General features: G+C 62.2%; 9 protein-coding genes. 1 reads left to right on the plus strand and 8 read right to left on the minus strand.

What is annotated here, in order from left to right:
* Positions 1-102: 102 nt before the first annotated feature.
* Positions 103-1,323 (minus strand): aspartate aminotransferase family protein, encoded by a 1,221-nt coding sequence (locus AC3ISR_RS21440; protein ID WP_192300642.1) that lies wholly within the window; start codon positions 1,321-1,323, stop codon positions 103-105.
* Between the two features lie 288 nt (positions 1,324-1,611).
* On the opposite strand from AC3ISR_RS21440, the gene AC3ISR_RS21445 reads away from it, so the two are divergent.
* Positions 1,612-7,527 (plus strand): dermonecrotic toxin domain-containing protein, encoded by a 5,916-nt coding sequence (locus AC3ISR_RS21445; RefSeq protein ID WP_489324424.1) that lies wholly within the window; start codon positions 1,612-1,614, stop codon positions 7,525-7,527.
* 4 nt (positions 7,528-7,531) lie between these two features.
* Here the strand turns inward: AC3ISR_RS21445 and argR are convergent, their stop codons facing one another.
* The 7 genes from argR to acs all read right to left on the minus strand — a co-directional run bounded on the left by argR (position 7,532) and on the right by acs (position 15,578).
* The gene (gene argR / locus AC3ISR_RS21450; protein ID WP_192300640.1) at positions 7,532-8,512 is read right to left on the minus strand and encodes a transcriptional regulator ArgR; all 981 of its coding nucleotides are present in this window, start codon (positions 8,510-8,512) and stop codon (positions 7,532-7,534) included.
* A 246-nt stretch (positions 8,513-8,758) separates the two neighbouring features.
* On the minus strand, positions 8,759-9,523 hold the full coding sequence (locus AC3ISR_RS21455; protein WP_090400457.1) for an ABC transporter ATP-binding protein: 765 nt from the start codon (positions 9,521-9,523) through the stop codon (positions 8,759-8,761).
* 27 nt (positions 9,524-9,550) lie between these two features.
* Positions 9,551-10,663 carry a M14 family metallopeptidase gene (locus AC3ISR_RS21460; RefSeq protein ID WP_192300639.1) on the minus strand — a complete coding sequence of 371 codons (1,113 nt, stop codon included), beginning with the start codon at positions 10,661-10,663 and terminating at the stop codon, positions 9,551-9,553.
* Between the two features lies 1 nt (position 10,664).
* Positions 10,665-11,363 (minus strand): ABC transporter permease, encoded by a 699-nt coding sequence (locus AC3ISR_RS21465; protein WP_061449306.1) that lies wholly within the window; start codon positions 11,361-11,363, stop codon positions 10,665-10,667.
* Positions 11,360-12,049 (minus strand): ABC transporter permease, encoded by a 690-nt coding sequence (locus tag AC3ISR_RS21470; protein ID WP_024077013.1) that lies wholly within the window; start codon positions 12,047-12,049, stop codon positions 11,360-11,362. Before AC3ISR_RS21470 ends, AC3ISR_RS21465 begins: the two co-directional genes overlap by 4 nt.
* A 91-nt stretch (positions 12,050-12,140) precedes the next feature.
* On the minus strand, positions 12,141-12,926 hold the full coding sequence (locus tag AC3ISR_RS21475) for an ABC transporter substrate-binding protein (protein WP_192300638.1): 786 nt from the start codon (positions 12,924-12,926) through the stop codon (positions 12,141-12,143).
* Positions 12,927-13,622: 696 nt separating this feature from the next.
* Complete coding sequence (gene acs, locus AC3ISR_RS21480) at positions 13,623-15,578, minus strand: acetate--CoA ligase (protein WP_192300637.1); 1,956 nt, start codon at positions 15,576-15,578, stop codon at positions 13,623-13,625.
* Positions 15,579-15,679: the final 101 nt, after the last annotated feature.

Consider the following 15,679-nt stretch of genomic DNA (forward strand, 5'->3'; position numbering starts at 1 on the left):
GAGCAAGCCCGCTCCCACATTTGACCTTCACAGCTCCAACCAAGGAGTCCGGCATACAAAATTTGTGTTCGGTGCCCGTATCGCCGGTCACCGAACCGTGTATCAGCCTTGCGTCAACGTCTTCACAGCACGCTCAAAACGGTCCAGACCTTCCTTGATGTCCGCCTCTTCCACCACCAGGCTTGGGGCAAAACGCACCACGTCCGGGCCGGCTTGCAGGATCATCAGGTTTTCTTTCTCGGCCGCGTTGAACACGTCCTTGGCCTTGCCCTTGAACGCGTCGCTCAACACGCAACCGAGCAGCAGGCCCATGCCGCGCACTTCGGTGAAGATCCCGTATTGCTTGCCGATCTGCTCCAGGCGCGCCTTGAACAGGTCGTGCTTGGCGTTCACGCCAGCCAGCACTTGCGGGGTGTTGATCACGTCGATCACCGCCTCGCCCACCGCACATGCCAGCGGGTTGCCGCCGTAGGTGGTGCCGTGGGTGCCCACGACCAGGTGTTTGGCCAGCGCTTCGGTGGTGAGCATCGCCGCGATCGGGAAACCACCTCCCAGGCTCTTGGCGCTGGTCAGGATGTCCGGGGTCACGCCGTAGTGCTGGTAGGCGAACAGCTTGCCGGTACGGCCCATGCCGGTTTGCACTTCGTCGAACACCAACAGAGCGTCGTGCGCGTCGCACAGCTCACGGGCACCTTGCAGGTAGGCCAATTCGGCCGGCAGCACGCCGCCTTCGCCCTGGATCGGCTCCAGCACCACGGCGCAGGTCTTGTCCGAAACGGCGGCTTTCAGCGCGGCCAGGTCGTTGTAGGGAACGTGGGTGATGCCGGTGATTTTTGGACCGAAACCATCGGAGTACTTGGACTGGCCACCGACGTTGACAGTGAACAGGGTGCGGCCGTGGAAGCTGTTCAGCGCGGCGATGATCTCGTACTTCTCAGTGCCGAAACGGTCGAACGCGACGCGACGGGCCAGCTTGAACGCGGCCTCGTTGGCTTCGGCGCCGGAGTTGCAGAAGAACACACGCTCGGCAAAGGTGGCGTCGATCAGCTTGTGGGCCAGGCGCAGCGCCGGCTCGTTGGTGAAGACGTTGGAGACGTGCCACAGCTTGTTGGCCTGCTCGGTCAGTGCACCGACCAGCGCCGGATGGGCATGGCCCAATACGTTGACCGCGATACCGCCGGCAAAGTCGATCAGTTCGCGACCCGCCTGGTCCCATACACGGGAACCTTCGCCACGCACGGGGATGAATGCGGCAGGTGCGTAATTGGGCACCATGACTTGGTCGAAATCGGCACGTTGCACCGGGGCTTGCTCAACGGACATCGGAGTCTCCTGAAGAGGAACGCCTGCCTGGAACTGGCGGGCGATGCAGGGATTGTAAGGACAGTTTTCAGTGCAGCCTTGTCGCCAAGCGACAACTTCTTATAGCGCCAACCCGCGTTTTCAGCGGGTTTACGCCAATGCGACAAATAGCGTCGCAAAGGCGCAGTTTAAACTGCCCGGCGGTTTTACGGCAGGACCATTACACGCCCCGCCCCCTAACTATCTAAGCTCATGGGCCGCGGTGCCGCTGATCTACTAGCCGTTTTCATGACCCAAGAGATCAAGCTCATGACGACCGCTTCCCCACCCGCCACCCTGGCCCAGAGTACCCGTCACCCGGACAGCCATTACGCACCGCTGCTCGGTGCGTTCCCGCAGTGGCTCGGGCAAGCCAGCACCCGCACCCGCAGCGACCTGAAAAACGCCCAACCGCAACACGCCGTGGCGCTGGCGAATGCGCCCGCGCCATTAAAAACCGCGCTCAGCCAACACACTGCCGAGCTCTGGACCGCCCGCAACAACCTTGACCAGGCCCTCGCACACGTACAGGACGCCAGGGCCTTCGCCAAGCCGATCCTCGAAGACGCCCTGCTCACTCGCTTCAGCCTGAACCTGGATGCCGAAGCGATCTTCGTGCGCCTGTACATTCCCCAGCACGTGCCTTGGTTTCCCTCGTTGACCTCAGGCGCGGCGCGGGCCTGGACCGTGTCACTGCTGGACGCGGCCCTGCATAACTTCGACGCCCAGGAAATGCGCCCGCAGGCATACGAGGCGGGCTCGACCTTTATCACCCGGCCCTCCGACGACGGACAGTTCGACACCTTGCCCGCGATCAAACAGGCCCTGTCGATTGCCGCCTTCACCAGGCTGTGCCGCGAACTGGATATCGGCGCCCGCTATGCCACCTACCTGCGCGAGGCGCTGGGCATGACAGAGCCCGTCGCCCGCGCCGTGCTGCAGCACAAAGTCAACATCCACCAAAAGGCCGCCCTGCGCGCAGCCCTGCAAGTGGCGCGGGTACAGGGCGACATCCAGGCCGATTACGCCAGAGCGATTGAAGACCTGATCGCCGGGCGCACTGGCGTGACGATCGGCGGCCGTCCCATGGTGTGCCATGCCCTGAGCATGATGGACGCCCCACTCAGCGGCATCCTGCTGTTCGCCCCCGACCCGGAGCACGCCCGCACGGTACAGCGCGTGGTGGCCTATGTGCCGGACGACCCGCAGCACCCCATCAAGGAATATGCATCGTCGCGCGCCTTCCAGCAGACCCTGGCCGAGCAACTGCGTGACGAGCAGTACCAGGGTTTTTTCAGCCGTTTTGTGGCCCACGCGCAACGCGGGGTGTTTTTTGCCGACCTCAAACAGCGGTTGGCACGGATCACCTGGCACCCTCCCAAGCCGGGCGATGGCCAGGCGCCGTGGCGCGAGGAGCCCATCGCTGCGCCCACGCTGCAAGTGGCTGCCACACCGATTTCAGGCGACGTCTGGCAACACCTTTATCAGCAGACGCTAAACAAGCTGCTCAATGACGCCCGCACCTTGGCCGTGCCCACCGCCGATGCCGATCGAAATGCACGCTGGGCGTTGTGGGACTCGTTTGTCAGCGTCGCCTCATCGGTGCTCAACGCTGTGCTGCTGGTGGTGGCGCCCTTCATCCCGGGCCTGGGTGAACTGATGCTGGGCTACATGGCCTATCAACTGCTGGATGAGGTATTTGAAGGCATCGTCGATTGGGCGCAAGGCCTGGACAAGCAGGCGTTCGGCCACCTGATGAATATCCTCGAATCCTTGGTGCAGGCGGGTATTTTTGTCGCCGGCAGCACCTTGGGCGTGACCGAACTGCGCAAGCTGCTGCCACAGAACGTGTTGACGTTCATCGACCGTTTCAAGCCCGTCACCCTCGCCAATGGCAAGACCCGCTACTGGAAACCCGACCTCAAGCCCTACCAACAGGCCATAAACGTGCCGCCGCGCCTGGGGCATGACGGGCTGGGGCTGCTGAAGGTGCGTGACGAGGCCATCCTGCCCCTGGCAGGCCAGCACTATGCCGTGGAGCAGACGCCCGGTACCGGGCGCTATGTGATCAAGCACCCCAGCCGCCCCGACGCCTACCGCCCGACCCTCACCCATAACGGCGCCGGCGCCTGGCACAGCGAACTGGAGCAGCCGATGCAATGGGACTCCTCGACCTTGCTGCAGCGCCTGGGTCACCGCGCGCATGACCTCAGCGACGCCGACCGTGCGCTGGCCCTGCAACTGAGCGGCGTGGATGAAGCCGCCCTGCGCAGGATGCACGTCAGGGGCGACCCGCTTCCCCCATTGCTCAGCGACACCTTGAGCCGGATGCGCATCAACCGCGCCATTGAGCAACTGATCGAGCAACTGCGCAGTGACGACCCGGCGGTGTACCACGCGATCGATCCACAGGATCAGTTGCAACTGCTGACCAGCTACGGCTATTGGCCAACCGCCAAAGCCCTGCATTTTCTGGATGCCGAAGGTAACGTGGCGTGGCGCTTCGGTGAAAGCGACCGGCCCGTGGTGCAAATCCACGAAGCGCAGTTGAAGAACGGCGACTTGCTCAAGACCGTGCTGGAGGCCCTGAGCCCGGAAGAGATCCGCGCATCGTTCGGCGAACGGGCCAGCGACCCGCAATTGAGCCTGGATACCCGCGCGAAAAACCTGCGCCGCGTGCTGGCCGACATTGCCGAACGGCAACGCGCGCAACTGTTCGACTCGCGCTACGCGCTCCCGCAACCCGCCCCGTCTGCCGCTGCCCAGCGCCTGATCGACACCGCACCTGGGTTGCCGGTGAATGTCGCCGAGCACCTGCTGGAGCACGCCACCGGCAGCGAGCTGCACACGCTGGACCAGCAACGCACGCCGCCGCGCCTGGCGCAACTGGCCATGACCGCCATGCGGGAGGTTCGCCTCAATCGCGCCTATGAAGGCCAGCACCTGGATGCCACAGCGGGTATCGACAGCGATCGCCTGGCGCTCAACTCGCTGAAACTGATGCCGCGCTGGTCGCCTCGGGTGCGCCTGGTGGCCCGCTATCAATCGCCGCACGGGCCGGTCTGGAACAGCGTCGGCCCCGCCGATGCCGCCATCGTGCGCACCCTGGTACGTACCGACGATGGCCGCTATGTGCCCTATGACGACCGGGGTGCGCTGTTTGGCGAAACCGACCTGTACAGCGCCATCCTTAAAGCCTTGCCCGATGCGCAACGCGACGCGCTGGGCATCCAGGTCAGCGACGGCCCGGAACTCAAACGCCGCTTGCGCCAACGGCCGCTGCCCCGGGATGAGCTGCGCGTGGTACTCAGCAATGGCGCACCCAAAGCGCCGTCACTCGAAACCCTGCGCCTGCTGGGTAACAACGGCGGCTATCCCGCTCAACCGCCCGCCTCCGACCAACCCCTGACGTTGCAACAACGGGCCGAGCTGCTGTACCCACGGCTCGACCGCGACCGCATCCCCGCGCTGCTCGAGCAGTGGGAACGCCAACCCGGCGGTGCGGCCAACCGGTTGGCGGCCCTGGCTGAGGAACATCGCCAACTGCAGCAAGAGCTGGCGGCCTGGCAAACCGCGAGCCCTACCCACCACCCGGAAACCGGCGAGCCACTCACCCCCGGCCAACGCCGTTATGAACGGCGCAACCGGCAACTGATGGCCCGGCAACTCGAACAGGCCTGGCTGCGTGAAACCGATGTCGACCAGTACTTCGACGACCCCGCACGCAACGGCCATACCCTGCGCCTGGACATACCGATCATGGGCGAGCTGCCCAACCTGAGCGCCCATTTCGACCATGTGTCGCTGCTGTCCCTGATCGGCACGCGCACGACCCGTGGCGCCCAGGCGTTTTTGAGTCGCTTCCAGCGCGTGCGTCACCTGGAAGTGCGCCACACGCCCCTGGGCAGCTTACCGGCGCAAGTACACACCTGGCCGAACCTCAACACCCTCAGCCTGAGCGACTGCAACATAGTGCTCACAGCTGCCAACCAGGTCGAGCTCGCCTCGATGAGCCGCCTGCAAACCCTCGCGCTGGATCACAACCCGCTGGGCCTGGTGCCGGACGTGCAAGCCCTGCACAACCTGATGGCCCTGGACCTGACCCGCACCGGCATCGATCGCGTGCCCGCGGGCCTACTCAACCGGCCTGAGCTGGAGGCGGCCATCCTGAGCGACAACCGCATCAGCGAGCTGCCTGAAGCGATCTACAACCAGCCTGCCACCTCCAGCTACCGATTGGACCTGTCGAACAACCCCCTTTCCGGCTCGACCCTGCAACGGGTCAAGGCTTACTTCCAGGTCCACGGCACCTGCTGGGAGGCCGACGCCCACCCCACCGACATCCGCGATGCGCAGCGGCTGTACCCGACACTGGACCGCCCGGCAATCAACCGCTTGATTTTTACCCTGCCGGGCAATATCGAACAGGGGCGGATCGAACTGGCACGCTTGGCCGGCGAACTGGACAGGCTGCAACAACAGCTCAGCACCTGGCGTCAGGCACCCGGCCAACCGGCCCTGGAACAGGCCAGGCGCAGTGCCTTGAGCCAGCGCCTGGAAGACAGCTGGAGGCGGATCACGACTCAGGAGACACGCATGCTCCAGTCCCTGGTCATCGACCAACCCCTGGTCGGCGAGCTGCCGACGCTCAGCGCGCGCTTCGACCATGTGCGCTCTCTAGTGATTCACGGTAATGGCGGCGCACTGGAGCCCGCGGCGTTTCTCGACAGTTTCCCTGCGCTGGACATCCTGGACATCGAAAACGCCCCACTCGGGCAGATCCCCGCCACGATCCTTTCACGGCCCAACCTGACGTTTCTCGGCCTGCCCCGGTGCAACATCACACTGTCAGCGCCCGCCGCAACCGCCCTGCAAGGCATGCAACACCTGGAATACCTGGACCTGAGCCACAACCCCCTGGGCCGTACGCCAGACTTTCATCAACTACCGAGGCTGTCCAACGTATTGCTGGCCGACACCGGCCTGCGCGAAGTGCCCGCCAGCCTGGTCAACAGCGTGCCGCGCAGCACGGTGAACTTGAGCAATAACGCCATCGAGACGCTGCCCGAAGAACTGTTCAACTTGTCGGAGCAGGTCAGCCGCGCCTATGACCTGTCCGGCAACCCGCTATCGCCGGCGGCGCTCGAACAGGTCAAGCGCTACAGCCAGGCCCGGCGAGAAAACTTCAATGCCCAGGCCCCCGAGGCCGATCGGGAACGCCTGTTGCGCCTGTACCCGACCTTTACCGAGGCCGAAGCCGACCGCTTCATTTTCAGGCTCCCCGGCACCATGGACGCCGTGTCCCCCACCCTCGGCCGCCTGGAAGCCGAATACGCCCAACTGACGACAGACCTGCAACAGTGGATGCTGGATGTGCCGCAACGCCACCCCATACTGGATACGCCGCTGGACGAAGCGGAACGGGCGCGTCAGCAACTGCTGCGCAATGATTTCAAGACCCTGCTGCAACAGGCGTGGCGCCGCGAAGGCGCCGAAGACGAAGAGAGCCTGAATGATGAACTCACCCATGCGCTGGTGTTGGACACTCCCATCCTCGGTGACCTGCCGCAACTGAGTGCACACTTCGACCATGTGTCCTGGTTCCAATACACCGGCGACGGCACGACCACCGGACTCGACGGTACCTTGGGCTGCTTCCCGAACCTGCAATCGCTGGTCGTGACCCGGTGTCATCTGCCTGCGTTGCCGCAATCGCTGTTCAGCATGCGCAAACTGACAAGCCTGGAACTGTCCCACTGCCAACTCAGGCTCAGCGCTTCCGACAGCGCGGCCATCGGCGACTTGGCGGACATCGAGTTTCTGGACTTGAGCGAGAACCCGCTGACACTGGCACCCGATGTCAGGCGGTTGAGCCAGTTGACTTCACTGCACCTGCGCAACACCCGGATCCGCGAGTTGCCTCGCGGCGTGTTTCAACTCAGCGCGCTGGACACACTGGACGTGAGCCAGAACCAGATCAGCCACATCCCCCCCGACCTGCTGGAGATGATCCCCACGTTCCTGGAGGACTGCGACCTGAGTGACAACCCTTGGTCGGCGCAAAGTATTGGCAGGCTGCGCAGCTACTACCTGCGCACCGGCATGGATTTCCAGGTGCCCGAGGCGAGCATGGATGAGCAGGGCAACCCGTTGTCGCCACCGACGCCCCAGACAGAGGAGGAATAAGCGTCTAGCCGCGTTCGGCGGGCACCGACGACAGCTCGAACGGGCTGCTGCTGCGCCGCTGGTTGCGGTCTTCACGCGGGGTGGCGCCGAAGAAATTGCGGTAGGCGCTGGAGAAGTGCGGCCCCGAGGAGAAGCCGCACGACAGGCCGATCTGGATGATCGACTTGCTGGTTTGCATGAGCATCTGGCGCGCCTTGTTCAGGCGCAGTTCCAGGTAGTACTGGCTGGGAACGCGGTTGAGGTATTGCTTGAAGATGCGCTCGAGTTGTCGTCGCGACACGCACACGTGCTGGGCGATTTCGTCGGTGGTCAGCGGCTCTTCGATATTCGCTTCCATCAACAGCACGGCCTGGGTCAGCTTCGGGTGGCTGGAACCCAGGCGGTTCTGCAACGGAATGCGCTGGCGTTCACCGCCTTCGCGGATGCGCTCCACCACCAGTTCTTCGGAGACCGCACCAGCCAGTTCGGCCCCGTGATCGCGGGCCAGCACCGCCAGCAGCAGGTCGAGTACCGACATGCCACCGCAGGCGGTGAGACGGTCGCGGTCCCAGTCGAACAGGTGGCTGGTGGCGATGACCTTGGGGAAACGCTCGGCGAAATCGTCCTGCCAGCGCCAGTGCACGGCGGCACGGTAGCCGTCGAGCAGGCCGAGCTGGGCCAGCGGGTAGACACCGGCCGACAAGCCACCGATCACGCAACCGGCGCGCACCAGTTGCTTGAGCGCGCTGCTCAGTTGCGAGGCGATGGCGGTGGGCGGTTCGTCCGCCAGCAGGAACAGTTTCTGGAAACCTTCCAGCTTGCCGCCCCACGGCTCGCCCGGCAGTTGCCAGGCGCCATCGGAGGCCGGCTCGGCGAGCAGGAACGACAGTTCGTAGACCACGTCCGGATGCACCCGCTGAGCAACGCGCAAGGCCTCCTCAGCCAGCGCAAGCGTGAGTGCTTTTGTGCTGGGCCAAATCAGGAAACCAATGCGATGGGCGGTCATGTAGGGCTATCCGAAGCGAGTAACAGTAATGAAGACAGGGGCTAATGCTAGCCGGTAAACCAACACAAATCTTAAAAACGGTGAAGAACCAATGTGGGAGCGGGCTTGCTCGCGAAAGCGGTGTTTCAGTTGATACAGGTATATCTGATGTACCGCTTTCGCGAGCAAGCCCGCTCCCACAGGGGATTTGAGCTAGCCTCAAGATTTCCGATCATGCACTACTTCAGTGCACAAAAGCAGCCTTGATTATTTCAAGCTACCGGACAAGAACTGCTGCAAACGCTCGGACTGCGGGTTCACCAGTACTTCACGCGGGTTGCCACGTTCTTCGACGATGCCTTTGTGCAAAAACACCAACTGGTTCGACACTTCACGGGCAAAGCCCATTTCGTGCGTCACCACCACCATGGTGCGGCCTTCCTGGGCCAGGTCCTGCATCACCTTGAGCACTTCACCGACCAGTTCCGGGTCGAGGGCCGAAGTGGGTTCGTCGAACAGCATCACCTCCGGTTCCATCGCCAGGGCACGGGCAATCGCCACACGTTGCTGCTCGCCGCCGGACATGTGGCCGGGGAACGCATCCTTGCGATGGCCCACGCCGACCTTGGCCAGGTAATGCTCGGCCTTTTCACGGGCGTCTTTCTTCGACATGCCGAGCACGTGCACCGGCGCTTCCATGACGTTTTCCAACGCGGTCATGTGCGACCACAGGTTGAAATGCTGGAACACCATCGACAGGCGCGAACGCATGCGCTGCAGCTGTTTCGGATCGGCGGCCTTGAGGGCGCCGTCCTTGTTGGCCACCAGTTTCAGCTCTTCGTTATTGAGCAGAATCTTGCCGGCGTGGGGTTGCTCCAGCAGGTTGATGCAGCGCAAAAAGGTACTTTTGCCCGAACCGCTGGAACCGATGATGCTGATCACGTCACCGGCCGCGGCGGCCAGGGACACGCCTTTGAGCACTTCATGACTGCCATAGCGTTTATGCAGGTCTTGGACTTCAAGTTTGTACATGCGGTCGGTTCTCACAAAAACAGTGGGTCAGTCATTCAGCAAATTGCCATGGCGCAGGGCTTCGCGCCCCGCGACCTTGGCCAGCCAAAAACCTGCTTGGGCATAACGCAGCCGCTCAACGGCAAACAGCACCCCGGACGTGCCGGCGCAAACAATGCTGACCTGGTCGGACAAGGGATCAATCACTTCAAAAATCTCATCACCGGCCTCGACCCATTCACCCGGCTTGCGCAGGAAACTGATCACGCCAGGATGGGGCGCGAACAGCATCTCGGTGCCTTCGAACGGCATGCCTTCACAGGCATCGAATTGTGCCGCCGGCCATTGGCCCTTGATCAGGCCTTGCTCGGCGAGGAACGCCAGAATGCCTTCGGCGTGGAAAATCGCCTCGTCGCGCCCGGTGTCGGATTGGCCACCCAACTCCAGCGTAGTCGCCAGGCACGCCAACGGGATCTGCGCGTCTGGAAACGCCTTGGACAAACGCAACCAGGGCGTCGAGCAGGCTTCATCGAACGAACTGCCACCGGAGTCTTCCGCCAACAGGCCGACCTTCACATTCAGGTGCGCGGCCAGCGAACGCCACTGCGGCCAATGCTGGGGCAACGCATACAGGTGCAATGCGGCTTCGCAGTCGCAATGCAGGTCGAGCACCACGTCGGCGCTGCAGGCGTGGCGCAACAGCACCCGCTGCATGCCTTGCAGCTGGCTCGCCGGCTCAGGCAAGGCGTCGAGAGTGTCAATCATGGCCTGTCGGATCAGGCGCACGTTGGCGTGAGGATCGTCCCCCAGCTTGCCTTCCAGCAGCGCGGCAACCGGCTCGTCCAACGCGACGAAATCGCGGTTGAAGTTCTTGCCGCTGCCGACCTCGAAACGCCCCTGGTGTGCGCCTTGCAGCAGCTGGCCGAGGCCCATCGGGTTGGCCACCGGAACCAGCTCGATGACGCCGTTGAGGGCGCCCTGCTCTTCCAGCTCGGTGAGACGCTTTTTCAGTTCCCAGGCGGTGCGCATGCCGGGCAATTCATCGGCGTGCAGGCTGGCCTGGATATAGGCCTTGCGCTCGCCGCTGCCGAAGCGGAACACGCTCAGTTGGCGCTCGCAGCCCAAATGCCCCCAGGGCAACAGGTGATCGATACGTTCCATATCAGTGCTTCCTTGGAGCCAGGTAGCTCAGCCAACGGCGCTCGGCCAACTTGAACAGGCGCACCAGGATGAAGGTCAGGCACAGGTAGAACACGCCGGCGGTGATATAGGCTTCGAACGGCAGGTAGAACTGCGCATTCACCGTGCGCGCGGCACCGGTGATGTCGATCAGGGTGACGATCGAGGCCAGGCTGGTGGTCTGCAACATCATGATCACTTCGTTGCTGTACTGCGGCAGTGCGCGGCGCAGGGCCGACGGCAGCAGGATGCGGCGATACAGCTTGTAGCGCGACATGCCCATGGCCTTGGCCGCTTCGATCTCGCCATTGGGCGTGGCCTTGAGGCTACCGGCAATGATCTCGGCGGTGTAGGCGCTGGTGTTGATCGCAAACGCCAGGCACGCACAGAACGTGGCGCTGGACAGCAGCGGCCACAGGAAGCTCTCGCGCACCACTTCGAACTGGGCCAGGCCGTAGTAGATCAGGAACAGCTGCACCAGCATCGGCGTACCGCGGATCACATAGGTGTAGAGCCAGGCCGCACCGTTGACCACCGGCTGCTTGGACACACGCATCAAGCCCAGGGGCAAGGCGGCGAGCAGGCCGAAGAACAACGAGATGGCGAGCAGTTTCAGGGTGGTCAGCAGGCCGCCAAGGTACAGCGGCATGGCCTCCCAGATGACGTTGTAGTCGAAGATCATAGATCAGCCGCCCTTACGCCTACCGAGTAGCGCTTCTCAAGATGACGCAGGGCCAGCAACGACACGCTGGTGATCACCAGGTACATCGCCGCCACTGCGAGGAAGAAGGTAAAAGGCTCGCGGGTGGCGTCTGCCGCCTGCTTGGCCTTGAACATCATGTCTTGCAAACCCACCACCGAGATCAGCGCGGTGGCCTTGGTGAGGACCAGCCAGTTGTTGGTGAAACCAGGGATCGCCAGCCGGATCATCTGCGGCACCATCACCCGGAAAAACACCTGGAAACTGCTCATGCCATACGCCAGGCCGGCCTCGGCCTGACCCTTGGGAATAGCCATGAAGGCGCCGCGGAAGGTTTCCGACAGGTAGGCGCCAAAGATGAAACCCAGGGTGCCGATGCCGGCGGCCAAGGGGTTCAAGTCGATATAGTCGTCGTAGCCGAGCAACGGCGCGACGCGGTTAAGCAAGTCCTGGCCGCCGTAGAAAATCAGCAGGATCAGCACCAGGTCGGGGATCCCGCGGATCACCGTGGAGTACAAGTCACCCAGCCAGGCCAACCAGCGCACCGGCGACAGGCGTAACGCGACCCCGATCAGACCCAGAACAATGGCCAAGGCCATGGACGACAAGGCGAGCTGAAGCGTCAACCATGCGCCATCGAGGATGACGGCCCCGTAGCCTTTCAACATGATTCAGGTCCTCGAAAAGGGGGATGAAAAAATGGCGCAAACCGCAGGAATTCTGTTGCTTGCGCCATTTCGGACTGACAGCTGCGAGTATTTACTGGGCTTCTGGGCCGTAAATATCGAAGTTGAAGTACTTTTTCTCGATTTCTTTGTATTTGCCGTTGGCACGGATCGCGGTGATGGCAGCGTTGATGCGGTCCAGGTTTTCCTTGTCGCCTTTGCGGACCGCGATGCCGATACCGTCGCCGAAGTATTTGGCGTCGGTGAAGGATGGGCCGGTGAACGCGTAGCCTTTGCCAGCGTCGGTCTTCAGGAAACCGTCTTCCAGCAGGGTGGCGTCGGCCACGGTACCGTCAAGACGACCGGCAGCCACGTCCAGGTAGATTTCGTTCTGGGTGCCGTAGGGAACGATGGTGGCGCCTTTGGGAGCCAGCACTTCCTTGGCGAAACGGTCGTGGATCGAACCGCGCTGCACGCCGATCTTCTTGTCTTTGAGCTCAGCCAGACTGTCGCTGACCGCTACGCCGTCCTTCATCACCAGGCGCGCCGGGCTCAGGTAGTAGCGTTTGGTGAAGTCCACGGACTTCTTGCGATCTTCGGTGATGGACATGGACGACAGGATCGCGTCGATCTTGCGCACTTTGAGCGCCGGGATCAGGCCGTCGAATTCTTGCTCGACCCAGGTGCACTTGACCTTCATCTCTTCGCACAGGGCGTTGCCGATGTCGTAGTCAAAACCCACGATGCTGCCATCCGGCGCCTTCGAGGCAAACGGAGGGTAGGCCGCTTCGATACCAATTTTCAGAGGCTTCTCATCAGCGAAAGCCTGCATGGACAGCACGGACAGCGCCAGGGCGCCCAACAGCACGAGTTTCTTCATCTTGGGACTCCATCGGTATAGGGCAAAACAGCAGTATGAGCCATGGCCCACGATGCGACATAAGGGAAACCGAATTGCGGTGCTGCGTCCTACACCAGTTACACACCGGAGACGACGAGCGAGTGATCGGCATTCTAACGACAGGCCGGAAGCCGATATTTCCTCAATGCGACAACAATTTACAGAAGCACCGAGAAAGCGGTTCCAGCACATTGACAGCCTCTGAATTTTATGCAGAGACAAAAGACATTAAACCTATTGATACTGCAAATTGCGGGCCTATTATTCGCAAACCCTTCTGGCACGGCAAGTCTGGCGTTTAATCTTATTGATATGGGTGTCTGCAATGGAGCTTTTCGGGGCGCAGGCGTAGCGCTTTGCCTCATGTTTGGGCGCGGGGTTACACATTTAGGGCCGCCGGTAACATTCAGAAACGTCCTACGAGAGAAACCGATATTTATTGGCTTGATGGTTATGCAGGCTCGTCATACCACCACCTCCCTCGCTATGAAATGCAATCCAAATGTGGGAGCGGGCTTGCTCGCGAATGCAGAGTGTCAGTCGCTGGAGATGTTGAATGACCCACCGCATTCGCGAGCAAGCCCGCTCCCACCGGGGATCTCCACAGCTTGCAAGGTCCCACAAAAAAGCCCCATCCGGCTTACACCGAATAGGGCTCTGTACCACCAACCCGCCTTACGCGACGTTCATGGTCTTGTGCGTTTCAATCAGATGCGCCACCACACCTGGGTCCGCCAGGGTGGAAATATCCCCCAGCCCGTCGTACTCGGCCGTGGCAATCTTGCGCAGAATGCGGCGCATGATTTTCCCCGAACGCGTCTTCGGCAAGCCCGGCGCCCACTGGATCACGTCCGGCGAAGCAATCGGCCCGATCTCTTTACGCACCCAGTTCTTCAATTCCAGGCGCAGCGCTTCGTTCGGCTCTTCGCCATTCTTGAGGGTGACATACACATAGATGCCCTGGCCCTTGATGTCATGCGGCACACCGACCACCGCCGCTTCGGCGACTTTCGGGTGGGCCACCATGGCACTTTCGATCTCGGCGGTGCCCATGCGGTGGCCAGATACGTTCAACACGTCATCCACGCGCCCGGTGATCCACCAGTAGCCGTCTTCATCGCGACGGGCGCCGTCGCCGGTGAAGTACATGCCACGGAAGGTCTTGAAGTAGGTGTCGACGAACCGGTCATGGTCGCCGTACAGCGTCCGCGCCTGGCCTGGCCACGAATCGAGGATCACCAGGTTGCCTTCGGCAGCGCCTTCGATGATGTTGCCCAGGTTATCCACCAACGCCGGCACCACGCCAAAGAACGGCCGCGCCGCTGAACCCGGCTTGAGCGCATGGGCGCCCGGCAGCGGGCTCATCAGCGTCGCGCCGGTTTCGGTCTGCCACCAGGTGTCGACGATCGGGCAACGGGATTGGCCGACGTTCTTGTAGTACCAGTCCCACGCTTCAGGGTTAATCGGCTCACCCACCGACCCCAGCAGACGCAGGCTGCTGCCATCCACGCCCTCGCAAGCGGCAGTGCCGGACGCCATCATCGCGCGGATAGCGGTCGGCGCGGTGTAGAGGATATTGACCTTGTGCTTGTCGACGATCTTGCCGACGCGGGTGATGTCCGGGTAGTTGGGCACGCCTTCGAACAGCAGCGTGGTCGCGCCATTGGCCAGCGGGCCGTAGACGATATAGGTGTGGCCGGTAACCCAACCGACGTCGGCGGTGCACCAGTAGATTTCACCTGGGCGGTAGTCGAACACGCGCTCGTGGGTCAGGGCCGCGTAGAGCAGATAGCCGCCGGTGGTGTGCTGCACGCCCTTGGGCTTGCCGGTGGAGCCGGAGGTATAAAGGATGAAGAGGGCCTCTTCGGCGCCCATCTCTTTGGGTGCGCAGACGGTGCCTGCCACTTTCATCAGGTCTTCGTACCAGATGTCGCGATGCTGGTTCCACTTGATGTTGCCACTGGTGCGCTTGCACACGATGACTTTCTGGATGCTGCTGGTTTCCGGGTTGGTCAGGGCGTCGTCGACGTTGGCCTTCAACGGAATCTTCTTACCGGCGCGGATACCTTCGTCGGCGGTGATCACCACCTTCGACTTACAGTCGATGATGCGACCGGCCAGGGCTTCCGGCGAAAAACCGCCAAACACCACGGAATGGATCGCACCGATACGGGCACACGCCAGCATGGCGACCACGGCTTCGGGGATCATCGGCATATAGATAGTCACCACGTCGCCGCGATGCACATCCTGGCCGCGCAGGGCGTTGGCGAACTTGCAGACTTCTTCATGCAGCTCGCGATAGGTGATGGTGCGGCTTTCGGAAGGATCGTCGCCCTCCCAGATGATCGCAGCCTGGTCGCCACGCTCGGCGAGGTGACGGTCCAGGCAGTTGTAGGAAACGTTCAGGGTGCCATCGGCAAACCACTTGATGTCGACATGGTGATCGTCGAACGAGGTCTGCTTCACCGCGGTGAAAGGCTTGACCCAGTCAAGGCGCTTGGCTTGCTCACGCCAGAAACCATCGGGGTTGACCACCGACTGCTGGTACATGGCCTTGTAGGTCGCCTCGTCGGTCAGCGTGTTGGCTGCTACTTCGGGGCGAACGGGGTACAGGGAAGCCGCACTCATCTTTCTTACCTCGGTGACAATAGTTGTTTTTGTATGCCCTGTTTTAGCCGGGGCTGCCCCATAGAACCATTCGACGATGGTAGTAACAAGCCCCTACATTT

This window comes from Pseudomonas sp. GL_117 (genome assembly GCF_057835125.1).